The organism is Bradyrhizobium genosp. SA-3 (assembly GCF_004212635.1).
GTDB lineage: Bacteria > Pseudomonadota > Alphaproteobacteria > Rhizobiales > Xanthobacteraceae > Bradyrhizobium.
Genome location: NZ_PSRT01000061.1, coordinates 1 through 23,686, shown reverse-complemented (window position 1 = coordinate 23,686; position 23,686 = coordinate 1). Strand labels below are relative to the sequence as shown.

General features: G+C 64.9%; 19 protein-coding genes and 3 pseudogenes. 19 read left to right on the top strand and 3 right to left on the bottom strand.

Going from position 1 to position 23,686, the window contains the following annotated elements; translation table 11 throughout:
* Nucleotides 1-265 precede the first annotated feature (265 nt).
* The 19 genes and pseudogenes from CWO91_RS21830 (at nt 266) to CWO91_RS43130 (ending at nt 22,238) form a co-directional block, all read left to right on the top strand.
* Nucleotides 266-1,291 carry an ABC transporter substrate-binding protein gene (locus CWO91_RS21830; protein ID WP_165405618.1) on the top strand — a complete coding sequence of 342 codons (1,026 nt, stop codon included), beginning with the start codon at nt 266-268 and terminating at the stop codon, nt 1,289-1,291.
* A 29-nt stretch (nt 1,292-1,320) separates the two neighbouring features.
* Entirely contained in the window at nt 1,321-2,025 is a 705-nt protein-coding gene (locus CWO91_RS21825; protein ID WP_130216152.1) for an NUDIX hydrolase, read from the top strand.
* 97 nt (nt 2,026-2,122) lie between these two features.
* The gene (locus CWO91_RS21820) at nt 2,123-3,445 is read left to right on the top strand and encodes an ABC transporter substrate-binding protein (RefSeq protein WP_130216150.1); all 1,323 of its coding nucleotides are present in this window, start codon (nt 2,123-2,125) and stop codon (nt 3,443-3,445) included.
* A gap of 15 nt (nt 3,446-3,460) precedes the next feature.
* Nucleotides 3,461-4,228, top strand: coding sequence for an ABC transporter ATP-binding protein (locus CWO91_RS21815; protein ID WP_130216148.1), 768 nt, complete (start codon nt 3,461-3,463; stop codon nt 4,226-4,228).
* Between the two features lie 3 nt (nt 4,229-4,231).
* Nucleotides 4,232-4,936: an ABC transporter ATP-binding protein gene (locus CWO91_RS21810; protein WP_130216146.1), complete on the top strand. Its 705-nt coding sequence runs from the start codon at nt 4,232-4,234 to the stop codon at nt 4,934-4,936.
* Nucleotides 4,937-4,942: 6 nt separating this feature from the next.
* On the top strand, nt 4,943-5,824 hold the full coding sequence (locus CWO91_RS21805) for a branched-chain amino acid ABC transporter permease (protein WP_130216144.1): 882 nt from the start codon (nt 4,943-4,945) through the stop codon (nt 5,822-5,824).
* Nucleotides 5,821-6,829, top strand: a pseudogene (locus CWO91_RS21800) (branched-chain amino acid ABC transporter permease); the annotation flags it as partial. The gene CWO91_RS21805 and the pseudogene CWO91_RS21800, both read left to right, overlap by 4 nt.
* A complete protein-coding gene (locus tag CWO91_RS21795) occupies nt 6,801-7,730 on the top strand; it encodes a polyphosphate kinase 2 family protein (RefSeq protein ID WP_130216142.1) in 930 nt (309 codons plus the stop codon). The pseudogene CWO91_RS21800 and the gene CWO91_RS21795, both read left to right, overlap by 29 nt.
* Nucleotides 7,727-8,764 carry a patatin-like phospholipase family protein gene (locus CWO91_RS21790; protein WP_130216140.1) on the top strand — a complete coding sequence of 346 codons (1,038 nt, stop codon included), beginning with the start codon at nt 7,727-7,729 and terminating at the stop codon, nt 8,762-8,764. The genes CWO91_RS21795 and CWO91_RS21790 overlap by 4 nt, the downstream gene beginning before the upstream one ends.
* Nucleotides 8,765-9,745: 981 nt before the next feature.
* Nucleotides 9,746-12,079: a mechanosensitive ion channel domain-containing protein gene (locus CWO91_RS21785; protein WP_130216138.1), complete on the top strand. Its 2,334-nt coding sequence runs from the start codon at nt 9,746-9,748 to the stop codon at nt 12,077-12,079.
* A gap of 321 nt (nt 12,080-12,400) precedes the next feature.
* Nucleotides 12,401-14,068, top strand: a complete 1,668-nt coding sequence (locus tag CWO91_RS21780) for an NAD-dependent malic enzyme (protein WP_283810986.1) — start codon at nt 12,401-12,403, stop codon at nt 14,066-14,068.
* A 109-nt stretch (nt 14,069-14,177) separates the two neighbouring features.
* Nucleotides 14,178-14,585, top strand: a complete 408-nt coding sequence (locus CWO91_RS21775; protein WP_128945956.1) for a BlaI/MecI/CopY family transcriptional regulator — start codon at nt 14,178-14,180, stop codon at nt 14,583-14,585.
* On the top strand, nt 14,566-15,483 hold the full coding sequence (locus CWO91_RS44385) for a M56 family metallopeptidase (RefSeq protein WP_245471331.1): 918 nt from the start codon (nt 14,566-14,568) through the stop codon (nt 15,481-15,483). Before CWO91_RS21775 ends, CWO91_RS44385 begins: the two co-directional genes overlap by 20 nt.
* On the top strand, nt 15,420-17,084 hold the full coding sequence (locus CWO91_RS21770) for a DUF3471 domain-containing protein (RefSeq protein WP_245471330.1): 1,665 nt from the start codon (nt 15,420-15,422) through the stop codon (nt 17,082-17,084). The genes CWO91_RS44385 and CWO91_RS21770 overlap by 64 nt, the downstream gene beginning before the upstream one ends.
* A gap of 146 nt (nt 17,085-17,230) precedes the next feature.
* Nucleotides 17,231-18,712, top strand: a complete 1,482-nt coding sequence (locus CWO91_RS21765) for a DUF1800 domain-containing protein (RefSeq protein ID WP_130216136.1) — start codon at nt 17,231-17,233, stop codon at nt 18,710-18,712.
* Nucleotides 18,713-18,714: 2 nt separating this feature from the next.
* A pseudogene (locus CWO91_RS21760) lies at nt 18,715-19,964 on the top strand (DUF1501 domain-containing protein).
* 175 nt (nt 19,965-20,139) lie between these two features.
* A pseudogene (locus tag CWO91_RS21755) lies at nt 20,140-21,310 on the top strand (serine hydrolase domain-containing protein).
* Nucleotides 21,311-21,475: 165 nt separating this feature from the next.
* Entirely contained in the window at nt 21,476-21,991 is a 516-nt protein-coding gene (locus CWO91_RS21750) for a septal ring lytic transglycosylase RlpA family protein (protein WP_130216134.1), read from the top strand.
* Nucleotides 21,992-22,082: 91 nt separating this feature from the next.
* Nucleotides 22,083-22,238, top strand: coding sequence for a hypothetical protein (locus tag CWO91_RS43130; RefSeq protein ID WP_164934324.1), 156 nt, complete (start codon nt 22,083-22,085; stop codon nt 22,236-22,238).
* Nucleotides 22,239-22,307: 69 nt separating this feature from the next.
* On the opposite strand, the gene CWO91_RS21745 is transcribed toward CWO91_RS43130, so the two are convergent.
* From CWO91_RS21745 to CWO91_RS21735, 3 genes are all read right to left on the bottom strand, one after another.
* Entirely contained in the window at nt 22,308-22,613 is a 306-nt protein-coding gene (locus CWO91_RS21745) for a hypothetical protein (RefSeq protein ID WP_091878914.1), read from the bottom strand.
* Nucleotides 22,614-22,698: 85 nt separating this feature from the next.
* The gene (locus CWO91_RS21740; protein ID WP_130216132.1) at nt 22,699-22,971 is read right to left on the bottom strand and encodes a hypothetical protein; all 273 of its coding nucleotides are present in this window, start codon (nt 22,969-22,971) and stop codon (nt 22,699-22,701) included.
* Nucleotides 22,972-23,106: 135 nt separating this feature from the next.
* Nucleotides 23,107-23,686, bottom strand: a 580-nt coding sequence (locus CWO91_RS21735) for an alpha/beta hydrolase (RefSeq protein WP_130216130.1), incomplete at its 5' end; no start/stop codon positions are given.

The window sequence follows — 23,686 nt, the reverse complement described above, 5'->3', positions numbered from 1 at the left end:
GGGGGAGGGCTGGGAGCGGGTGTCTCCGCGACGGGACAATCCTCAAGAGGACAGAACCCTCACCCGGCGCTTCGCGCCGACCTCTCCCGCAAGGCGGCGATCGACAGCCCGGCAGCAAGGCGATTCATGGATGATCCTCCCCATCAAGATTGTTCTTGTTTGGGCATGCTATTGCGCCGAAAGGCCGATGGCCAGCCCACTTAGGCGGTGCTTCTCAAGCCAGCCCCGCTGCTCTATGGTGCGGCCGGCCGAACGGAGGAAACCAATGAAGAACACGATTGCCAGGCTCGCCGGCGCGCTGCTCGCGCTGACGCTCACCACCTCGCTTGCCGCGGCGCAAAGCAAGGTCACCATCGCGGTCGGCGGCGGCTCTTGCCTGTGCTATCTGCCCACCGTGCTGGCCAAGCAGCTCGGTGAGTACGAGAAGGCCGGCGTCAGTGTCGAACTGGTCGACCTCAAGGGCGGCTCTGACGCGCTCAAGGCCGTGCTCGGCGGCAGTGCCGACGTCGTCTCCGGCTATTTCGACCATTGCGTCAACCTCGCCGCCAAGAAGCAGGAGCTTCAGGCCTTCGTGGTCTATGACCGCTATCCCGGCCTCGTGCTGGTGGTTGCGCCCTCTCGGACCAACGACATCAAGTCGGTGAAGGATCTTGCCGGCAAGAAGGTCGGCGTGAGTGCCCCCGGCTCCTCCACCGACTTCTTCCTCAAATACATGCTCAAGAAGAATGGTCTCGATCCCGCCGGCACCCCCGTAATCGGCGTCGGCCTCGGCGCCACCGCGGTCGCCGCTATGGAGCAGGGCCAGATCGACGCGGCCGTGATGCTCGATCCCTCCGTCACCGTGCTCCAGGGCAGCCATAAGGATCTGCGCATCCTTTCGGACACCCGCACCCAGAAGGACACGCTCGAGACGTTCGGCGGCGAATATCCGGGCGGCGCGCTATACTCGACGGCGGCCTGGGTCAACGGCCACGCGAAGGAGACGCAGGCGCTCACCAATGCGATCCTGGCGACGCTGACCTGGATCCACTCGCACTCGCCCGAGGAGATCATGGCGAAGATGCCGGAGGAGGCGGTCGGCAAGAACAAGGATCTCTATCTCGCCGCGCTGAAGAACACGATCCCGATGTTCTCCGAAACCGGCAAGATGGACCCGAAGGGCGCGGAGGCCGTGCTTGCGGTGTTCAGCGTCGGTTCGCCCGAGGTGGCGAACGCCAAGATCGACGTCAGCAAGACCTTCACCAACAAATTCGTCGATCAGGCCAAGAAGACGACGGGGAATGCCAAATAGCTGACGCGAAGGCGAAGTAGTCAGGCGTCATGACGTCACCGGTCATTCATCGCGTTGCGACGCTTGATCTTGCGGTGCGGCCGATCGTGTGGCCGTTCGCCGAGGAGCGCCGCGCCGAGATCGCGGCGCATTTCGCCGAGAAGCAGCGCGAGCGGCCGAAGATTTGGAACGGTCGCGTCCTGCTCGGGCGCGATGCCGTGTTCACGGACGGCCATCTCGCCGCGACTTATTTCGAGACCGATTTCGCCAGCTTCCTCGCCTGGCGCGACTGGGGCTTTCCTGATCCGGCCGTGTTCAACGGCTTTGGCATGGGCGCGCTGCGCACCTCCGACGGCGCCTTCGTGATGGGCGAGATGGCGCAGCACACCGCCAATGCGGGCCGGATCTATTTCCCGTCGGGAACGCCCGACCTCGACGACATCAGGGCTGGTGCCCTCGACATCCCCGGCAGCGTCGTCCGCGAGATCGCGGAGGAGACCGGCTTGACCGACGACGACTACGCAGCGGAGGCGGACTGGCATTGCGTCGTCTCCGGCCGTGCGATTGCGATGATTCAGGTCCTCAACCTGGATATGCCGGGCGAGGTGGCCCGCGCCCGGATCGAGGCCAATCTGGCGCGCGAGGCCGAGCCCGAACTGTCGGCCATCCATCTCGTGCGCGGGATGGATGATCTCACGCCGACCATGCCGCGATTTGTCACGGCCTTTATTGCGCAGCAGTTCGCCTCTCGCTGACGCCCAAGACTTGACATCGCTTCGCTCAGCCCATGTGATGGGCGAAAAAAAGCAAGAGCAACAAGAATGCGATGCACAATCGTCCAGGGAGGTTTTGATGCGCCTGCGCATGGCTGCCCGTTTGGTACGTGGGCTGTTGGTCGCGATATCAGCGGCGGGCTTGGCGGTGTCCGCCCAGGCCCAAGACCAAGGCAAAGAGAAGAAGATCAAGATCGGCGTCGTCTTTGATTTGACCGGACCTCTCGCGGGCGGCGGGTCCGAGCTGAACTATGTCGGCGCAAAGATCATCCTCGATCATTTCGCCAAGACCGGCGTCGAGGGTTACAAGATCGAGGCCGTCTACGCCGACGCGCAAAGCAAGCCTGACATCGCCATCAACGAATCCGTCCGCCTGCTCGAGCAAGAGAAGGTCGACATGGTGCTCGGCTTCTTTTCCTCGGCGCAATGCGTGCCGGTCGCGGCCCGTGTCGAGCAGCTCAAGAAGTTCATGTGGATCACGACCTGCATCTCGTCGGCCGTTTTCAACGAGAAGGGCTACAAATACGTGTTCCGCCCGCAGGCGAGCGGCGACCAGTTCGGCATGATGACGATGGATTTCATCGCGCAGAACGCCAAGGAGAAGTTCGGCAAGGAGCCGAAGGACCTTCGCGTCGCCATCATCCACGAGGACGGTGCCTATGGCGTCGACGTCTCCAAGGGCAATGAGGCCGGTGCGAAGAAGGCCGGCTTCAACGTCGTGCTGAAGGAAGGTTACTCGGCGACCGCGCCTGATCTCTCCGCGCTGGTGACCAAGCTGAAGCGCGCCAAGCCCGATGTCATCTTCCACACCGGCTATAACCCCGACATCACGCTGCTGCTGCGCCAGGCCCGCGAGCAGGGATTGAAGTTCGGCGCGCTGATGGGACATGGCGCCGGCTACGGCGTCTACGAGAAGCTGAAAGAAGGCATGGGCGCAGACGCCGCCTACATCTTCAACGCCGACCCGATCTCGATCTGGCTCGCCAACCAGAAGACAATGGATCCGAAGCTGCCGCCCGTGATCAAGATGGTCGGCGAGGAGTTCGACAAGATCAAGCCCGGAGTCGCGATCCGCTCGGCCCATGTCGGCATCGGCGCGTCCAACACGTATTTATTCATGAGCGACGTGCTGCCGCGCGCGATCAAGAAGTATGGCGGTGTCGATCCCGACGCGCTGCGCAAGGCGGCGCTCGACACCGACATCCCCGAAGGCGGCACCATGCTCGGCTTCGGCGTGAAGTTCTACGGTGAGGGCACGCCGATGGCCGGGCAGAACGAACGCTCGTTTCCCGTCGTGATCCAGTACATCGACGACAAGTCCTCTGTGGTGTGGCCCAAGAGCCAGGCGCAGCGCGAGGCGGTGCTGCCGCTGCCGAAAGGCACCACCTACAGCAACCAGTAGCGGCGGAGTGCTTCGGTGTTGGAAGTCAGCGGGCTGGTGAAGCGGTTTGGCGGCTTCACGGCCGTCAACAATGTCTCGTTCAGGGTCGACCAGGGCGAGATCCTCGGCCTGATCGGCCCCAACGGTTCCGGCAAGAGCACGATCTTCAACATGCTCTCCGGCACCCTGACGCCGAGCTCCGGATCGATCCTGTTCGCCGGGCATGAGATCGCTGGCCTTGCACCGCACCGGATCATCAACCGCGGCATCGGTCGTACCTTCCAGATTCCGCGGCCCTTCCGTCGCCTCACCATCTTCGAGAATGTCGCGCTCGCCGGCTTCTACGGCCAGGGGCGCCACAGTCGCGTCAAGGCCGAGGTAGCGGCCGAGCGGTCGCTGGCGATGGTCGGCCTGCCGACCGATCGCCATGCCAGTGTCGATGGCCTCGGCGCAGCCGGCTTGAAGAAGCTCGAGCTTGCGAAGGCCCTCGCCACCGCGCCGAAGCTGTTGCTGGCGGACGAAAGCCTCGGCGGCCTCGACGAGGCCGAGATGGATCAGGCCGCCGACATGCTGCGCAACATTCGCGACGAGCTCGGCATCACCATCATCTGGGTCGAGCACATCATGGGCGTGCTGATGCGCGTCGTCGACCGCGTGATGGTGCTCGATCACGGCGAGAAGATCTCCGAGGGGCTGCCCAGCGCGGTCGCCGGCGATCCGCGGGTCATCGAGGTCTATCTCGGCACCGATGCCGAGACCACGCAGGCTGCGGCCGCCGAGGCGCGCCGCCGCGCGGGAGGTTAGCCGATGCTGGAGCTCCGCGGCGTCAATGCCGGCTATGGCACGTTCCAGGCGATGTTCGACGTCAATCTCGACGTCAAGGCCGGCGAGGCCGTCGGCGTCATTGGGCCAAACGGCGCCGGCAAGACCACCTTGATGCGCATCATCTCCGGCTTGATCCGGCCGTCGCGCGGCTCGATCAAAATGGAGGGCATCGACGTCGTGGCGACGCCGTCGCACAAGATCGTCAGCCTCGGCATTGCGCATGTGCCGGAGAACCGGCGGCTGTTTCCGCAGCTTTCGGTCGACGACAATCTCAAGATGGGTGCCTTCATGAAGGAGGCGCGCGCCCACTATGCCGAGCGGCTCGACGTCGTGTTCGACCTGTTTCCGCGTCTGAAGGAGCGCCGCCACCAGATGGCCGGCACCATGTCCGGCGGCGAGCAGCAGATGTGCGCGATCGGCCGCGCGATGATGTCCAATCCGAAACTCCTGCTGCTCGACGAGCCGTCGGCAGGCCTCGCGCCGGTCGTGGTGCAGCAGGTGTTCGAGCTGGTGAAGCGGATTCGTGCCAGCGGCCTGACCGTGCTGATCGTCGAGCAGAACGTGCAGCAGGTGCTGAAAGTGGTCGATCGGGCCTATCTGATCGAGGCGGGCACGATCCGCGCCTCAGGCACCTCGGCCGAGATGTTGGCGAGCGACACTGTCAAGGAAGCGTATCTCGGGGTGTGAGGGGGCATGCAGGCATTTCTGGACGTCTTCGACATTTATCTGCTGGAGGCCGTGATCAACGGCATCCTGCTCGGCGGTGTGCTGGCGCTGCTCGCGCTCGGCCTCAACCTGATCTTCGGCGTCATCGACGTGACCTGGATCTGCTATGCCGAGCTCGTGATGATCGGCATGTACGCCATGTACTTCATGGTGCAGTATTACGGGGTCAGCTATTTCATCGCCGCTCCCTTTACCGTCCTGCTGGTCGCGCTCCTCGGGGCGGCGCTGCACTACCTCGTGATCGCGCCGCTGCTCACGGCACCGCCGATCAATCAGTTGCTCGCGACCGGTGGCATGCTGTTCGTGCTCCAGAGCTTTGCCACCGTCGCCTTCGGCATCGACTTCCGCAACCTCGGCATCCGCCTGCCGGTGCTCGCCTTCGGCGACATGAACTTCAGCTACGCGCGGCTGCTGTCCTTCCTGGCGGCGCTTGTCGGCATGGTCGCGGTCTATCTGTTCATGACGCGAACCTTCACCGGCACCGCGATCCGCGCCATCTCGCAGGACCGGCAGATCATGGCGCTGATGGGGGTCGACGCCAAGCGGATCTATCTCATCACCTCGGCGCTCGGCGGTGCGCTGGCCGGACTCGCCGCCTGCCTCCTGGTGCTGCAATATGACGTGCATCCCTTCGTCGGTCTCTCCTTTGGGCCGATCACCTTCCTGATCTGCGTGCTCGGCGGCTTAGGCAATTTCATCGGCGGCTTCATCGCCTCGTTCCTGTTCGCCGAGATCATCTCGCTCGGCGGCCTGTTCTCCGACCTGGAATGGGGCTATGTGCTCGCCTTCGCCTTCTTCATCGTCATGATGTTCATCCGGCCCGCAGGCCTCCTGGCGAGGCGCCGATGATGGGGCAGGGGCGGCTTGCAGCTTGGGGGATAGGGCTGGCGGCGCTGGTCGTGCTGCCCTTCGTCTATCGCGATCCCTATCACCTGCACATCCTGGTGCTGATCCTGATCTGGTCGTTCGCCTACACGTCCTGGTCGATGATGGGGCGGTTCGGCCTGGTCTCGCTCGGGCACGGCGGCTTCATGGGGATCGGCGCCTATGTCACCGCTCTCTTGTGGAATCACCTCGGCCTCTCGCCATGGATCGGCATTCCCGCCAGCATGGTCGCGGCCGGCGCGCTGGCGCTGATCGTCGGCTATCCCTGCTTTCGTTTCCGCATCACCGGGCATTATTTCGTGCTGGTAACGCTCGCGCTATCAGGCATCGTGCTTCAGGTCATCACCGCGACGCGCGACTATACCGGCGGCTCGCTCGGCTACACGCCGAACCGTGCGTCCGGCAACCAGCTGCTGGCGCTGCAATTCGACGACAAGACCACCTGGTATCTGATCGCACTTGCGATTTGGCTTTTCGGCATCGTGGTCTGGCACTGGGTCGACCGCAGCATGGCTCGCCATGCGTTGGAGGCGATCTCGGAGGACGAGGACGCCGCGGCCGCGGCCGGTGTCGACGTCACCGCGGAGAAGCTGAAGATCACGCTGCTCAGCGCGCTGATGACGGCGCTCGCCGGCGCGATCTACTGCCAGTACCAGATGTTCATCACGCCCGACACCGTCAGCGGCATCGCGGTGTCGCTCCAGATGGTGTTCGCGGCCATCGTCGGCGGCCTGTTCGTCTCGCTCGGGCCGACCGTCGGCGCCATCATCACCATCCTGCTCGCGGAGAGCTTGCGCATCGGCTTCGGCACCAAGGCGGTCGGCTGGGACAATCTCGTCTATGGCGTGCTGCTCGTGCTTTTCATCATATTTCTTCCCAAGGGCATCCTTGGTAGCGTGCTCGACCGACTGAAGCCGCAACGCAAGGTGTCCTCGAACTCATGAGCAAGAAGCCGTCCAAATCGATCGCCGAACAGCTCGACCGTTACATCACGCCGTTCCGTTACGACGGATCCGGCAAGTTTCACCTCAAGGACCACAAGACCGACGAGAAGGGCGATCTCGACAAGGAGACGGCGCAGGAGATCCTCGAGGCCAACAAGAGGCGGCTGATCGCGTTTCAGGAGAAGCTCTACGCCCAGGACCGCTGGTCGCTCCTGATCGTATTCCAGGCCATGGACGCCGGCGGCAAGGACAGTGCGATCAAGGCGATCTTCGAGGGCATCAATCCTCAGGGCTGCGAAGTCACTGCCTTCAAGGCTCCGAGCAGCAAGGAGCTCGACCACGACTTCCTCTGGCGCCACGTGGTCGCTCTGCCGGAGCGCGGCCATATCGGCATCTTCAACCGCTCCCATTACGAGGAATGCCTGGTGACGCGGGTGCATCCGGAGATCCTCGCCAAGGAGAAGCTGCCGGCAAAGCTCGTCACCAAGAACATCTGGAAGGAGCGGTTCGAGGACATCTCCGCCTTCGAGCGCTATCTCGGCCGCAACGGCACCGTAGTGCTGAAGTTCTTCCTCAACGTCTCCAGGGAGGAGCAGCGCCAGCGCTTCCTCGACCGGCTGGAAGAGCCGGCCAAGCAGTGGAAGTTCTCGATGGACGACATCAAGGAGCGCGCGCTGTGGCCGCGCTACCAGGCAGTCTATCAGGACATCGTGCGCCACACGTCGACACCTCATGCGCCGTGGTACGTCGTGCCCGCCGACCACAAATGGTTCGCCCGCGTCGTGATCGGCTCGGTCATCAATGCAGCGCTCGAAAAGCTGGACCTGCGCTTTCCGCGTGCCGACAGGGCCTCGCTGGAGGAATTCGAGCAAGTGCGCAAGGCGCTGGAGAAAGAGGGGACGGAAGGCAGGAAGCGGGCAAAGTGACAGCCAACGGGACCGCGAACCGCAAGAACGTCAACTTCGCGCTGCAGGGCGGCGGCGCGCACGGCGCCTTCGTCTGGGGCGTGCTCGACCAGGTGCTCGAGGATGGCCGGCTCGCGATCGAGGCGATCAGCGCCACCAGCGCCGGCGCCATGAATGCGGTGGCGATGGCCTCCGGCATGGCGAACGGAGGCGCGGAGGCGGCGCGGCAGAGCCTGCACGCGTTCTGGTACGAAGTGTCGCGCATGGACCTGGCGTACGATTTGCTCTCGCCGCTGAACCAGTGGATCCAGGCCCTGAAGCTGCCGCCGGAATATCATCCGGTCCACGCCTTCATCCACACGCTGACGCACACGCTGCCGCCGAACCTGCTCAATCCCTTCAACTTCAATCCGCTCCGCGCGCTACTGCAGCGCGTGATCGATTTCGACCGGCTCAATTCCTCGCCCGAGGCGCCGCAGCTGTTTCTCAACGCCACCAATGTTCGCACCGGCAAGATCAAGGTGTTCCAGAGCCCGTTTCTCAATGCGGACACCGTGCTCGCCTCGGCCTGCCTGCCGCCCTATTTCCAGGCGGTCGAGATCGACGGCGAGCATTATTGGGATGGCGGCTATCTCGGCAATCCCGCGATCTATCCGCTGATCTACCGTAAGGGCAGTCACGACGTCATCATCGTGCAGGTCACGGCGATCCGGCGCGACGAGCTGCCGACCAGCGCGGCCGATGTCCTCCACCGCATCAACGAGATCAGCTTCAATTCGTCCTTGATGCGCGAGATGCGCGCGATCGCCTTCGCCACACGGCTGATCGACGACGGCGAGCTCGACAGCGACAGGCACAGCCGCATGTACATGCACTGGATCGGCAACGACCAGCTGATGTCGCAACTCGGCACGGCCACGCAATTCCACCCCGAATGGACCCTGTTGTGCCGCCTGCGCGATGAGGGCCGCGCGGCGGCGCGAAGCTGGCTGGCGCGAAACTTCGACCGGGTCGGAAAGTCCTCGACGGTCGACCTGACAGACATGTTTCTCTAGGCGGCGCGAGCCGGCCATGGACAATAATTGCGAAAACAACCCCATGCACAGTAGCCGGGGATAGCGGAATCAATGGCTTGCCGGTCACGTCGGGCTTATGCGGATTTTACGAAGTTCGCTTGACGCGTCGGGCAAAACAGGCGCATAATGTCACCATGCCCCGTCTAGGGAACTCGCGCGTTCAAATGTGATCCTTCAGGTCATCGATCCTGCTTGACAGTTTTGTGTCTCGGGAGGAGCATCGCAGAGGTCGCAAACAAGCGACGCGCAACGTCCACCTCATGAGCAAGGGGAGGTCTATGACACCACCTCCGCAAATCCAGCCGCTAAGTGCGATGGAGCTCGTTCGGACTATCGCATAGCGGCGAAAACCGCGAACGGCACGCCGGGTCAAGGTTTAGCGGGCTGCATCAGTGAGGCAAAGCCCCTACCTTCCCGGCGCTGTAATTTGCATCACGTCGATCAATGGCTGACCGCGCCGAGGCCGCCACGACGAACGTATTTAAATCTTGCCTTGTCCCTCCTCCCTCCTTGCCGTCATTCCGGGGCGACTCCCGGAATGACGCAGGACATTCGCATATGGCACTCCAGGCGGACTGCGCGCGCGCCTCGTCCTTCGAGACGCTTGCTCCGCAAGCTCCTCAGGATGAGGCTAAGCGGCAGCGGTGCCCGTTGAAACTGCTGCCGCGTACTCCATCCTCATCCTGTGAGGAGCCCGCATAAAGCGGGCGTCTCGAAGGATGGCCACAGGGAAACCGCCCTCAAAAGCAACTGCTGCGGAACGGCGGGAGCGCGCTCAGCGTTCTCAAGCCGTCTCGCTGCGCTGAGCCTTTGCATGGCCAAATGCCAAGAGAATGTCGCCTCAAAGGCCAACTTCCGACACAGGTCCGAGGCGAATAACGGTCATCCGACATGACGCATGTGCTTCGGTGGTGACGGTCCCGGCACCGCCGGCGCATTCATTTTTTTCAGGGAATCCGCGTGTCGCACAAGCTTGCCCCGGCGCTCCTCGCCGCTCTCTTCCTCGCGATCTCATCTCTCTGCGGCGCTCGCGCCGAGACGCCGGCCGCGAGCAGTGCGGCCGCGCTGTCGCCTGACGAGGCCAAGCGTGCGCTGGAGACGCTGCAGGACGACAAGAAGCGTGCGCAGATGATCGATACGCTGCGCGTGATCGCGAATGCGTCCGGTCAGCAGCAGCCTGCACCCGCTGCGCCGGAGCAGAAATCGCCGATCCCGCTCTCGGCCGACGGCCTCGGTGCGCAGCTCCTGCTCACGGTGTCGGAGGAGATCGGTGCGATCTCGAGCGAGATCGCCAGCATGGCGCGGACGCTCACGCATTTTCCGACGTTCTATTACTGGATCATGCGGACCGCGAACGATCCCGCCGCCTACAATCTCCTGATCGAGATCGCCTGGAAGCTGGCGCTGGTGCTCGGTTGCGCCCTTTCGGCCGAATGGGTGATGTTCCGCCTGATCCGGCGGCCGGTCGCGTTCCTGGAAGGGCGCGTGCCGCAGACTGCGCGCCTGCCGGCACAGGCCCTGCCAATTGCCGATCCGCCGTCATCGGTAGCCGATGTCACCTCCGCGCCCGAACTGAACAAGCGCCACCACAGTCTGGTAAGGGTCTGGCAGGTCCTGCTGCGGCTGCCCTTCGTGCTGGGACGCCTCGTGCTCGAACTGCTGCCGGTGGTCGTCTTGGTGGGCATCGCCACGGCGCTGCTCGGGACCGAGATCGGCGAGCCCACGACCGTTCGCCTCGTGATCCTCGCTGTCATCAACGCCTATGCGTTCTCCCGCGGACTCATCTGCGTGATCCGGGCGCTGGCGGGACCGTTCGGCCTGTTTCCGGTTCGGGCCGAGACCGCAGCCTATATCGAGATCTGGGCGCGCCGCATCGTCGGCGTCGGTGTATCCGGCATCGCCTTTGCCAATGTGGCGCTGCTGCTCGGCCTGCATCGCGCCGGTTACGCTGCGCTGCTGCGCATGGTGATGCTGATCGTGCACCTCTTCATCGTCGTCATCATCCTGCAATGCCGCCGCCAGGTCGCTGAAGCCATCCGCGCGCCGGCCGAGCGGCAGGGGATCGCGGCCCGTCTGCGCAACCGCATCGCCGGCGGCTGGCACTATCTTGCCATCGCGCTCGATCTCGCGCTGTGGGCCGTGTGGGCGCTCAACATCCGCAACGGCTATTCGCTGCTCTTGCAGTATTTCGTCGGGACGGTCGTGGTGGTGCTGATCACGCGCGTCGCCATCATGCTGACGCTGAGCCTGATCGACCGCGGCTTCCGTATCAAGCCGGAGATCCTCCAGCGCTTTCCCGGTCTCGAGATCCGCGCCAACCGCTATCTGCCGCTGCTGCGCAAGATCGTATCTGGCGTGATCGCCTTCATCGGCTTCGTGGCGGTGCTAGAAGTCTGGGGCGTGGACGCGATCGTCTGGTTCTATGGCGGCCAGATCGGCAGCCGGCTGATCTCGGCCTTGGTGACGATCGGGCTCGCCGTGTTCATCGCGGCCGCGATCTGGGAAGCCAGCAACGCGCTGCTGGACCGCCAGATCAATGCGCTGTCCCGGGACGGCCATTATGCCCGCGCCGCTCGCTTACGCACCTTCCAACCGATGCTGCGGACGGCGCTGCTCTGCCTGATCGCCACCGTCGTCGGCCTTACCGCGCTGAGCGAGATCGGCGTCAATGTCGCCCCGCTGCTCGCGGGCGCCGGCATCGTCGGCATTGCCATCGGCTTCGGTTCGCAGAAGCTGGTGCAGGACCTCATCACGGGTCTGTTCCTGCTCCTGGAGAACACGGTGCAGGTCGGCGACAATGTCAGCGTCTCAGGGTTGTCAGGCGTGGTGGAGAACGTCTCGATCCGCACCATCCGCCTGCGCGCCGGCGATGGCGCCGTGCACATCGTGCCGTTCAGCGCGGTCACGACCATCACCAATGCCAGCCGTGGCGCCGGCAACGCCTCCGTCAGCGTCAACGTCGCCTACAAGGAAGATACCGACCGCGCCGGCCAGATCCTCAAGGACATCGTGGAGGAGATGCGCCGCGAACCGGAATTCCGTGCATTGATCCGCGGTGACCTCGAGCTCTGGGGCATCGACAAGGTCGATGGCGCAATGGTGTCGATCGTCGGCCAGATCCGCTGCACCGAGGCCGGCCGCTGGCCGGTCCAGCGCGAATTTAACCGCCGCATGAAGCTGCGCTTCCAGCAGAGCGGCATCGAGGTCGCCTCCGCCACCCAGACCATCTTGATGCAGATCGCGCCACCAGCCGACGGCGCCGCCAATCTGACGCCAAGGCGGGCGGCCGGATAACGGCCCGATCATCTTCCGGCTTGCCTCCGCTCGCCCGGCAGCGTTCACTCCGGCATCAGCCTGCTGACAAATGGATTCCGGGCTCGCGCTGACGCGCGCCCCGGAATGACGAGGGGAGAGAGCAGGCCCAGCTCTCAATCCTCATCATGAGGAGCAGGAGCTTTGCGGCGTTAACCTTTGCGTCGCGCGCCTGCGATCTCGCGCGACAATCTCGCTGCGGTGCGAGATCACAATCGATGCCTCAGTCCCAACGTCCTTGATCTCCGGGGAGCGCTGGCCGACAATGACCGCGGTTCAATAAGAAACTCCTTGGGGGAATTCGTGAATAGACCCGCTCGTGTCGCTGCCCAAGCGACATCATCCGATCAATCGCAAGGCATGACGCTGCTGCGCGATCCTCTGCTCAATAAGGGCACCGCCTTCACGGAATCCGAGCGCGAGGCGCTGGGCCTGCGCGGCCTGCTGCCGCCCTGCGTGCTGACGATGGAGACGCAAGCTCAGCGCGTGCTGACCAATCTGCGCACGCTGCCGACGGATCTGGAGAAATACGTCGCGCTGAACGCGCTGCACGACCGCAACGAAGCGCTGTTCTTCCGCGTCGTCGTCGACAATATCGACGAGATCCAGCCGATCATCTACACCCCGACTGTCGGGCTCGCCTGCCAGAAATACGGCCTGATCTTCCAGCGGCCGCGCGGCATGTTCATCTCCTCGCGCGATCGCGGCCAGATCGCCGAGATCCTGAAGAACTGGCCGTATCCGGCCAAGCTGATCGTCGTGACCGACGGCGAGCGCATTCTGGGCCTTGGCGATCTCGGCGCTAACGGCATGGGGATTCCGGTCGGAAAGCTCTCGCTCTATTCGGCCTGCGCCGGCGTACATCCCGAGCTGTGCCTGCCGATCGTGCTCGACGTCGGCACCAACAACGAAGAGCTCTTGAACGATCCCTATTATCTCGGCCTGCGCGAGCGACGGTTGACCGGCGAGGCCTATGACAGCTTCGTCGACGAATTCATGCAGGCCGCGCGCAAGACCTTCCCGGGCGTGCTGATCCAGTTCGAGGATTTCGCCAACCATTCGGCGTTCAAGCTGCTGCACAAATACCGGGATGAGGCCTGCGTCTTCAACGACGACATCCAGGGCACCGCGGCGGTGGCGCTCGCCGGCCTATCCTCGGCTCTGCGCGTCTCCGGCGGCAAGCTCAGGGATCAGCGCATCCTGTTCCTCGGCGCGGGCGAGGCGGCGACCGGCATCGCCGATCTCGTGGTCTCCGCCATGATGGCGGAGGGGCTGACGGAGGCCGAAGCGCTGCGGCGCAACTGGCTGGTGGATTCCCGCGGCCTCGTCGTCGGCGGCCGCGATGGCCTGTCCGGCCACAAGCTGCGCTATGCCCACACCGACCAGGCGCCGATCGCCGATTTCCTCGCCGCGATCAAGACGCTGAGGCCGACGGCGATCATCGGCGTTGCGGCGGTCGGCGGCGCCTTCACGCCCGAGGTGCTCAAGGCGATGGCCGAGCTCAACGAGCAGCCGATCGTGTTCGCGCTCTCCAATCCGACCTCGAAGGCTGAGTGCTCGGCGGAGGATGCCTACCGCTACACCGAGGGCCGCGCGCTGTTCGCCTGCGGCAGTCCATATGATCCGGTGACGCTCAGCGGCCGCACCTTCGTGCCGCGCCAGGGCAACAATTCCTACATCTTCCCCGGCGTCGGCCTCGGCGTCATCGCCAGCTGCTCGCGCCTCGTCACGGACGAAATGTTCATGGCGGCCGCCCACACGCTCGCCGATTGCGTCGGCAAGGAGGACCTCGCGCAGGGTAGCCTCTATCCGGCGCTGCCGCGCATCCGCGAGGTCTCGGTCCGCATCGCCGCCGCCGTCGCAGACGTCGCCTTTCAGCGCGCCCTCGCCGACGGACCTGCGCCCAACGATGTGAGGGCCCTGGTCCAGTCGCAGATGTACGAGCCGCACTACTGGCCGCTGCGCGCCTAGAGCGACGGTCCAGCGATACCATTTCAGGTGGAATCGCCGTTGCGCGCTGCGGCCGCATATGTGACGATCTGTAGCGTTACAAGAAATCTCAATCCGCAAGGTAAGTGCCATGGACGATCGTTTGCCCGAACTGGGCGACCTCGAGCGCGAGGTCATGCAATTGGTTTGGGCCCATGGTCCCGTCACGGCCGAAATCGTGCGTGAGCGCCTGCCGCGGCGTCTGAAGGAATCCACGGTCCGCACGGTGCTGCGCCGGCTGGAAGAAAAGGGCTATGCCAACCACACCGTGGACGGTCGCACTTACGTCTACCACGCCGCCGAACCACGCGCGCGCGTGGCGGCCAAGGCGGTGCAGCGCATCGTCGACTGGTTCTGCAACGGTTCAATTGAAGAAGTTCTCGTCGGCATGGTGGACAACAAGATGCTCGACCAGCAGCAGCTGCGCACGCTGGCCGACCAGGTGGCCAAGGCGAAGAAGGCGAGGGGAGTGAAGAAAGATGATCGCAACTCTGGCTGAGGCGGCGCTGCGCTCCTTCGTGCTGGGAGGCATCGTCTGGTTCGGTCTCACCCTGTTTCGCGTGCGCAATCCGCACGTCCACATGACGGCGTGGGTCGTCGTGCTGCTGGCGTCGTTGGCGATGCCCTTCGTGATGCATTGGCCGACGCTCACGATCACCCGGCCGCCTGTGCCGATGCCGGCGCCGGGCGATTTTGTACCGACCGACGTCTCGATGCTGGAGCTGCCGCAGCCGTCGCTGCCGGTCGCATCAGGCGCGGCGATCGTTCCGCCGGCCCGAAGCGGGCTCTCGATCAATTGGTGGCTGGTGGCCACGATCATCTATGCCGGCGTCACCGCTTGCCTGCTGTTGCGGCTGATGATCGGCCTCTGCCTGACCTGGCGCATGGCACGCGCGGCGGCGCCGATGAAGGGTGCACAGCTGATCGCTGCCGACGTCCGCATCAGCCGTGACGTCGGCGGTCCCGTCACCTTCGGCTCGACCATTCTGGTGCCGCCGCAATTCGCCGGCTGGGATGCGAAGAAGCGCCTCGCCGTGCTCGCGCATGAAGGCGCGCATGTCGTCAATCGCGATTTCTACATCCTGCTGCTGGCCTCGCTCAATCGCGCGGTGTTCTGGTTCAGCCCGTTCTCGTGGTGGCAGCTTGCGCGCCTCGCCGAGCTCGCCGAGATCATCAGCGATGCCCGGGCGATCGAGGTGATCGAAGACCGGCTGTCCTATGCCGAGATCCTGCTCGATTTTGCCAGCACCGTAAGACCGCGCTCGGTCGAGCTCGCGATGGCGCGGGCCTCGACGGTGCGCGCTCGCGTCGAGCGCATCATTGCGGCCGCGCGATGCCGGTGGCGGTCGGCTGGCGCAAGCGATTGTGGATCGCGGCCGCGATCGTCCCCGCCGTGATCGTGTCCGCCGGCATGATCGCCTATCGCACGCCGGACGTCGCGCCGGTCACCGCCGATCTCGGCGATGTCCCGGCCCAGCATTACCGCCCCTTCGTCAATTTCTACGCCATGGGCCCGGCCTCGGTCTTCGCCATCTTCCGCGAGGGCGAGGAGCTCTACGGCCAACTCACCGGACAGCGCAGATTGCGTCTGACGATCGGCGGTGATGGTACGGCATCCTACCCGGCTTCAACCGGCGAGATCACGTTCCCGATCGAAGCGGAGCGTCGCTCCTCAGAACTGATGCTGCGCATGAACGGCCGCGACGTGCGCGCGCTTCGCGTCGCCGAGATGCCGGCGTCGGCAACGGGACCCGCGCCGCTCGATCAATATGTCGGCTCGTACAGGGTTGCACCGAACCGCGTTCTCACCGTGCGCCGCGACGGCGATCGGCTACAGGTGCAGGAAACCGTGCAGGGCCGGGCGGCACTTCTCGCGGAAGGCGCCGACGTCTTCTCGATCCATGGCGACAATCTCCTGATCTTCCTGCGCGACGAACAAGCCAGGGTCTCGCGCGTGCTGGTCCAGAATGCGGTGTTTGGTGCCCGTCTCGCGCCGCGGATCGATGCGGCCGCGGCGCAGGCGATCGAGGCCGACTTCGCGCGCCGTGTTGCGGGGGTGCCGGACCGTTTCCGCGAGCAGGTCCCCGTCGCCGGCGGCAAGGAGGTGATCCTGCGCGGAATTGAGGATCTGCGCCGGGGCACGCCGAACTACGATCGCATGAGCGCGCCGCTGGCTGCGAAGATCCACCGTCAGCTCAACGAGACGCAGGCGACGTTCGTGGCGCTCGGCGCCCTCGAATCGATCTTCTTCCGCGGCGTCGGCCCCGGCGGCTACGACATCTATGGCGCCAAGTTCGAGAACGGCACCGCGGAATTCCGCCTGCTGCTCGAGCCCGACGGCAAGGCCGGCGACGTCATCTTCCGGGCCGACGGCAATGACGAGCTCGGCGGTATCGTCTCCTGCGCGGAGGAGGCGAGCGTGCGCGGACGCGCCGGCACTTCGCCGATCAGGATCATGGTCTATAATGAGACGGGCGAGGATATCCAGATCTCCAATCTCGACGCCGACGGCAATCGCAGGACGCAGAGCGTGGTCAGGCCCAATATGTCCTGGGCTTCCACGACCACCGTAAACAATCCCTGGGTGATTGCCGACAAGTCCGGACGTTGCCTGGAGATCCTGGTGCCGGGCCGGCAGACGCGCTTCCACAATGTCGAAGCCTCGAACCTCGGTGCGCGTCCGGGGCGCGCCGCGCGCCGCGCCGTTCCGATCGCCAATGGCGAGGAGATGCTGCGCCGCTACATCGAGGGCGTCGGCAAGGGACAGCCAGACTACGACCGCATGACGTCGGAGGTGGCCGACATCACGCGTCAGCAGCTTCCGTTCGATCAGGCGATCCTGGCGCGGCTCGGCGCGTTGCGCGCGGTCTCCTTCCGTGGCGTCACAGCGCTCGACAGCGACATCTACATCGCCCAGTTCGCCAATGGGTCGGCGGAATGGCGGATCGGCGTCAGGAACGGCACCATCACGAAGATCGCGTTGGGGCCGAATTTCTAGAGCATGATCCGGTTCTCGATCATTTGACGGGCAGGGTTCAATCTCCGCTTGCGGAATCGTGTCGTGAGTGTTACGGTTTGTAGCATTACAAGTCGTAGCCTCGCGCCGCGCGCTATCGGCAGGCTCGAAAGAATTGGGCGTGCGCCATGAGCAATTCTGCAAAGGCAGAGGTCGTCCTCGCGCTTCAGCGCTTCGGGATGGGACCGCGACCTGGATCGATCGCCACCGTCGGCACCGATCCGCGCGGTGCGCTGATCGCCGAGCTCGAGCGACCGCTGGTGCTGAGCGCCGCCGCCAGCCTTCCCACAAGCGCAAAGGCCTATCGCGCCGTCGCCGATGCCAATGCGCGGCGAACCGCGCGCGCCAAGCAGGCGCAGCAGCAGGCCAAGAAGCAGCAGATGGCTGCGACGCCGGTAGCGTCGGGCGACCAAGGTCAGGCTCAGGCGCAGAGCGAAGGACAAGCGCAGGGTTATAGCCAGGAGAAAGACGCCGCCGAGATGGCGGCGAAGCAGGCGGCCGACGCCATTCCCGATCCCGGACGTCCGATCTATTTGCAGGAAGCCAAGCTGCGCACGGAAGCTGCGCTTGCCGCCGACATCGGCTTTGCCGAGCGGCTGGTGTGGTTCTGGTCCAACCATTTCTGCGTCTCGGCCAACCGGATCCAGAGCATGTCCGGTGCCTATGAACGCGAAGCCGTTCGCGCCCATGCGCTCGGTCGTTTCGTCGACCTGCTCCAGGCCGTCGAAGGTCATCCGGCAATGTTGTTCTATCTCGACAATCTGGAGTCGATGGGCGCCAACTCGACGGCCGGCATCAACCGCAGCCGCGGCCTCAACGAGAATTTTGCGCGCGAGATCATGGAGCTGCATACGCTCGGTGTGCGCACCGGCTATACCCAGGAGGACGTCATCAGCTTCGCCAACGTGCTGACCGGCTGGACGCTGGTGCCGCCGGGCGCCGACCCCCTGCATGGTGGCGAGTTCACCTTCAATCCACGCCTGCACGAGCCCGGCAGCCAGACCGTGCTCGGCAAACACTATGAGCAGGACGACGTCGAGCAGGGCCGCGCCGTGCTGCGCGATCTCGCTGCGCATCCGGCGACCGCAACCCATGTCGCGACCAAGCTCGCGCGCCATTTCGTCGCCGACGAGCCGCCGCCGGCACTCGTCGAGCTGATGGCGAAAACCTTCCGCGACACCGACGGCGATCTCAAGCAGGTCGCGATCGCGATGGTGTCGTCGGACGAGGCGTGGCGCGGGCCGCCGTCAAAGCTCAAGCGTCCTGGCGAATGGGTCATCGGCATGGTGCGTGCGACCGGCATCACGCAGGTCGATCCGGTGCGCTTCGCCGGAGGCCAGGAGCTCCTCGGCGAGGCGCTGTGGCGTCCGCCGGCACCAAAAGGCTATCCGGACGACGAGGCGAGTTGGATCGACGGCGTCGGCCGGCGGCTCGACGTCGCCAACAATTTCGCCGAGCGCATCACCGGCATGGCCGATCCGCAAGCCATCATCGAGGACGTCTTCGCATCGCAGATCGCGCCCGAGGTGAAGCAGGCGGTCAGTCGCGCCGAGAGCCGGCAGCAGGCGCTGGCGCTGTTGTTCATGTCGGCGGATTTTCAGAGGAGGTGAGCATGGGATTCGTCAATCACCTGCCCACGCGGCGCGAGCTTCTGGTCGGCTCCGGTGCGCTGTTCGCATGGAGCCAGATGCCGCGGATTGCGCGCGCCGAAGGACGCGACCCGCGCCTGCTCGTCATCGTCCTGCGCGGCGCGCTTGACGGCCTCGGTGCCGTCGCGCCGGTCGGCGATCCCGATTGGGCCTCCTTGCGCGGCGACCGCGCGCTGGTGCTGGATGGCAAGCCGCCGGCGCTGCCGCTCGATTCCTTCTTCGCGCTCAATCCGGCGATGCCGAACCTGCACCGGCTCTATCGAAGCGGCAAGGCCGCGATCGTCCATGCCGCTGCGACGCCCTATCGCGAGCGTTCGCATTTCGACGGCCAGGACGTGCTGGAGAGCGGGCTGGTCAAGCCCGGCATGACCAGCTCGGGATGGCTCAACCGCGCGCTGCTCGCACTGGAATCGGGCGGCCGCGTCGATCCGCGCGGCAGCCGCGCGCTCGGCATTGGCTCGGTGACGCCGCTCGTGGTGCGCGGCTCAGCGCCCGTCATGACGTGGGTGCCGCAGAAGCTGCTGCCGGCGAGCGAGGACACGCAGAACCGCCTGCTCGATCTCTATCAGCACACCGATCAGAAGCTCGCGACCGTGCTCCAGGCGCGGATGAAGCTGGCTTCACTCGGCGGCGCGCCTGGCGCGGGCGATCCGATGTCGGATGATCCGACGCTGGCGCCGCCCGGCATCGCGCGCGTGCGCGCCTACTTCGCCGAAGCGGCCGGAACTGCCGCGCGCTATCTCGCCAAACCCGACGGCCCGCGTGTCGGCGCCATGGGGTTCGTCGGCTGGGACACGCATATCGCCGAAGGCGCGGCCTCGGGCCAGCTCTACAATCTGCTTGGCGCGCTCGACGGCGCCTTCGCGGCGATCGAGAGCAACATGGGTGAGGCGTGGCGCGAGACGGTCGTCGCCGTCGTCACCGAGTTCGGACGCACCGCGCGCATCAACGGCACGCAAGGCACGGATCACGGCACCGGCACGGTCGCCTTCCTCATCGGCGGCGCGCTCGCCGGCGGCGCGTGATCGCGGACTGGCCGGGGCTAAAGCCGGCGCAGTTGTTCGAGGATCGCGACCTCAAGCCGACAATGGATCTGCGCGCCGTGCTGAAGGGCCTGCTGAGGGATCACCTGCGCGTCGAGGAGAAGGTTCTCGCCGAGACGGTCTTCCCCGGCAGCGCCGACGTCAGGCCGATGGGAGGCCTCGTGGCCTGAAGCGCGATGTGCACGCTGACGCAACGAGAGCTCGATTTTCTCGCCAGCTTGAAGACGAGCTGGCGAAGGCTCTATTGGCGCGAGTTCGCGCGTATTCTCAGGGAGGGTGCGGAGTCCAGCGAGGCCCGCGCCGACTTTTGCCGCGTCTCGCAAAGGGTGTGAACGAGAAGCTCGGATGAGACGGCGCCGGTTCATTTCAATTCTCGGGCGAGCCGCACTGGCGCCTCTCTCCGCGCTGCCGGCGTATGCGGACCCATCGGGCGCCTGCGGTGTTCCGCTTGCGCGAGGCGATGGCTGGCCCGTCGGCTCCGTCAATGACGATGGGCTCGTCAATCGGGACGCGCTGTGCGCGATGGCTGATCGGCTCGCATCAGGCGATACCAATATTCATGCCGTGCTGGTCGTTCGCAACGGCAAGCTGGCGTTCGAGCGGTACTTCAAGGGAGCCGACGAGATACCCGGCCATATTTACGGCCGCCGGGTGGAAACCGTCGCCTTTGATGCTGACACGCTGCATGACATGAAGTCAGTTTCGAAGAGCGTCGCGTCGCTCGCAGTCGGAATCGCGATCGATCGCGGGTTGATACGCAGCGTCGACGAACCGATCTGGAGCTTCTTCCCCGAGCTGGCCGACTTGCGCTCCCCTGAAAAGGACCGCATCCGGCTGGCGCACGTGCTCAGCATGTCGATGGGCCTGAAGTGGGTCGAAGCGACACCGGCAACGGGAGACTACGACAATGACGAGGCGCGCATGCATATGGCATGGGATCCGTGCCGTTACGTTCTCGGTCTTCCCGTGACCGCCGCGGCGGGGCAGGAGTTCTTCTATAACACCGGCGCGCTCACGCTGGTGTCGGCCATCATCCGCAAGGCGACCGGACGTCCCCTCGACGAATTCGCGCGCGAGACGTTGTTCGAGCCTCTGGGGATCACCAGCACAGCTTGGGATCGGTACAGGGGGGGATACCGATGCCGGAGGGGGATTGCGCTTGCGACCGCGCGACATGGCCAAGATCGGCCAGCTGGTTCTTGCGGGCGGTCGCTGGAACGACCGCCAGATCGTTTCCAAGGCATGGATCGACGCCTCGACGGCAGAGAAGATCAAGGCGACGGACGATCAATCCTACGGATATCTGTGGTGGCGGGGCCAAGCGAGGCTCAATCACGGGAAGGTCAACTGGATCGGCGCGCTTGGTCGCGGCGGGCAGTCGATCCGCATCGTCCCGAAGCTCGATCTCGTCGTCGCGGTGACCGCGGGTTACTATCAGGACTACAGCCCGCAAGCATTTCGATTGCAGTTCGGCGTATTCCGGGACGTGTTGCGCGCGATCCCGCCTCCGGCCTGAGCTGGGCCGCCTCTAGGAGGCAGTCTCTGTCCCGATTCAGGACAGTGACTGTGGTGGAATCGCCACAGCTGGCGTGAAACGGCCGCGGCCTCAGGGCCGCTTTTGTTCCGACAAGGTTCTGCCCTCATTGCCCACCGAAAATCCGGCCGTTCGGAGGGGCGTACCATGTCTCGCATTGCACGTGCCGAAACTGCCCGGATTTCCCTCGCAACCTCGTGCCGGCTGCTCGCCATTGCCGGCGCCGCCTCGCTCGCCGCCTGCGCGCAATCGCCGGTCGGCCGTCAGAAGGCCGATCTCGCCGCGACCGGCCGGCAGGCCGCGGTGGAGCGCCCGCACAGGGTGGCGGCGCTGCATCCACGGCCGATCAGCCGGTCGCGCGCCTCTGGCGATGACGCAAAGCAAACAGCTTCGCGCGGCGTTGCCAGCTTCTACTCGGACACGGAGACCGCGAGCGGCGAGAAGTTCGACAAGAACGAATTGACCGCGGCCCATCCCACCCTGCCGTTCGGCACCAAGCTGCGCGTCACCGAGACCTCCTCCGGCCGCTTCGTCACCGTCAGGATCAATGATCGCGGGCCCTATATTCGCGGGCGTGTGGTCGATATCTCCCCTTCCGCGGCCGAGGCGCTCGGCATGGTCGACAAGGGCATCACCAATGTCCGGCTCGACGTCGTGCAATGAGCCTCAAGCCCATCGCAGCGCTTAACCGGCTGTTAGCTGCTCTGTCGCACCATGGCTGTCCAACAATTCGGGGCTTTGGGGGAGGCGGCGCTTGAACACGATCCAGTATCTCGAAGATCAGGCCGCGCGCGCCGAGCGGCTGGCCAAACGGATCACGGATACGCTGACGATCGAAAAGCTGCTGACCTTCGCAGGCGAGCGCCGCCGCGAGATCGAGGTCATCGCCGGCAAGCACCGGCGCGCCTAACTCTGGCGAACCACGCGCTAAGCGCATCCGCCCTTGCTTCCCTGTCTGCGCAATTGAGACAACGCCCGCTCAGCGGTGGCTCTCGACGAAGTCGCTGAGATAATCGGGCAGCTCTATGCCGTAGATCTCGCAGCGCGCACGAATCTCGCCGGCGACGTCGGTCGAGATGTCCTTCATCCAATGCTCTAGCGTATTGAACGAAATCACCTTGATCGGGTCGTTGAAGCATCCGGCGACAAGCTCGCCGATGGTGGCTTCGAGATCGCTGCGCTCGATGCGGATTTCGGTCGCCTCGTCGCGGCGATCGATCACCACGAAGAGGGTCTCGTCTGCGCCGTAGGGTACGATCGGTGATGATACGTCGGCGTCAAACATCTTGAGGCGCTCACGTCTTTGCTTCCGATCCCTGACAACGGGAAAAACGGGAAGAAGGTTCCTGCTCGCGTGCTTGTGAAGGCCGTCAGAGAAATTCTCGTAAGCGTGATAGCTCGATGACGTGCTCGGGCGAGAGGATTTCGGTGACGAGCGGTGGCTGCGCCACGGTGCGGATCTCGTAGAGGTGCCGGGTTGCCGCCGGCTTCTGCATGAAGGCCGAGATGCACTCGTCGAGCGTGCCTTGACTCACCTGATAGGAGTCTCTGTCCGGTCTTCGCTGGTTTGCCAGCGACGGCCATTTATGCAGCACCGCAAGCGCGCCGAAATCGACTTTTGAATCTCCGGCCACGTCCCCCATCGTCCCGCCTCACACAAAAAACGACCCCAGCACACGGGTTCGCGTGCCGGGGTCTACACACCTGTCGCTGCATCTCAATGCCACGAACACTTAACGCGGCAGCCGGGAAAAGGTTCCCGGCGGCGTTGTGCCGCTTCAGCTCGCGGCGGCCGCGATTCTGTGCTCCGGGCTGTCATGGCCCTTGCTGCTCTCGTCGCCGCGGCTGACCTCCGGCAGCCCGGCGAAGCGCCGCAAGGCCCCGGCCATCTGCGCCCGGCCGGGCACGCCGGTGATCACCACGTCCACCATCGCAAAGGACGAGTGGAAATGGCCGCTCGCTCTGAGGTGCTCGACCGGGACGCCGGCTGCGGCCATCGCCTCGGCATAGGCAACGCCCTCGTCGCGTAATGGGTCGAACTCGCAGGTGACGACGAAGGCTGGCGGCAGGCCGGCGACCTTGCCGCGGAGTGGCGAGACGCGTGGATCGGTGCGGTCCGCCGGCGAGCAGTACAGGTCCCAGAACCAGTACATCAGCGAGCGCGTCAGGAAGTAGCCGGTCGCATTGTCGTTGTAGGACGGACGATCGAAGGTGCAGTCGGTGACCGGGCAGACCAGGAGCTGGCCGGCGATGTCAGGCCCGCCGCGGTCGCGCGCGAGCTGGCAGGTGACGGCGGCGATGTTGCCGCCGGCGCTCCAGCCTGCGACCAGCACCGGGCCCGACGTGCCGCCGAGCTCG

What these genes read in the sequence shown, in the direction of transcription:
- CWO91_RS21830 (WP_165405618.1), top strand. Translation starts at nt 266, where the DNA reads ATGAAGAACACGATTGCCAGGCTCGCCGGCGCGCTGCTCGCGCTGACG.
- CWO91_RS21825 (WP_130216152.1), top strand. Translation starts at nt 1,321, where the DNA reads ATGACGTCACCGGTCATTCATCGCGTTGCGACGCTTGATCTTGCGGTG.
- CWO91_RS21820 (WP_130216150.1), top strand. Translation starts at nt 2,123, where the DNA reads ATGCGCCTGCGCATGGCTGCCCGTTTGGTACGTGGGCTGTTGGTCGCG.
- CWO91_RS21810 (WP_130216146.1), top strand. Translation starts at nt 4,232, where the DNA reads ATGCTGGAGCTCCGCGGCGTCAATGCCGGCTATGGCACGTTCCAGGCG.
- CWO91_RS21805 (WP_130216144.1), top strand. Translation starts at nt 4,943, where the DNA reads ATGCAGGCATTTCTGGACGTCTTCGACATTTATCTGCTGGAGGCCGTG.
- CWO91_RS21795 (WP_130216142.1), top strand. Translation starts at nt 6,801, where the DNA reads ATGAGCAAGAAGCCGTCCAAATCGATCGCCGAACAGCTCGACCGTTAC.
- CWO91_RS21775 (WP_128945956.1), top strand. Translation starts at nt 14,178, where the DNA reads ATGGACGATCGTTTGCCCGAACTGGGCGACCTCGAGCGCGAGGTCATG.
- CWO91_RS44385 (WP_245471331.1), top strand. Translation starts at nt 14,566, where the DNA reads ATGATCGCAACTCTGGCTGAGGCGGCGCTGCGCTCCTTCGTGCTGGGA.
- CWO91_RS21770 (WP_245471330.1), top strand. Translation starts at nt 15,420, where the DNA reads ATGCCGGTGGCGGTCGGCTGGCGCAAGCGATTGTGGATCGCGGCCGCG.
- CWO91_RS21765 (WP_130216136.1), top strand. Translation starts at nt 17,231, where the DNA reads ATGAGCAATTCTGCAAAGGCAGAGGTCGTCCTCGCGCTTCAGCGCTTC.
- CWO91_RS21750 (WP_130216134.1), top strand. Translation starts at nt 21,476, where the DNA reads ATGTCTCGCATTGCACGTGCCGAAACTGCCCGGATTTCCCTCGCAACC.
- CWO91_RS21745 (WP_091878914.1), bottom strand. Translation starts at nt 22,613, where the DNA reads ATGTTTGACGCCGACGTATCATCACCGATCGTACCCTACGGCGCAGAC.
- CWO91_RS21740 (WP_130216132.1), bottom strand. Translation starts at nt 22,971, where the DNA reads ATGGGGGACGTGGCCGGAGATTCAAAAGTCGATTTCGGCGCGCTTGCG.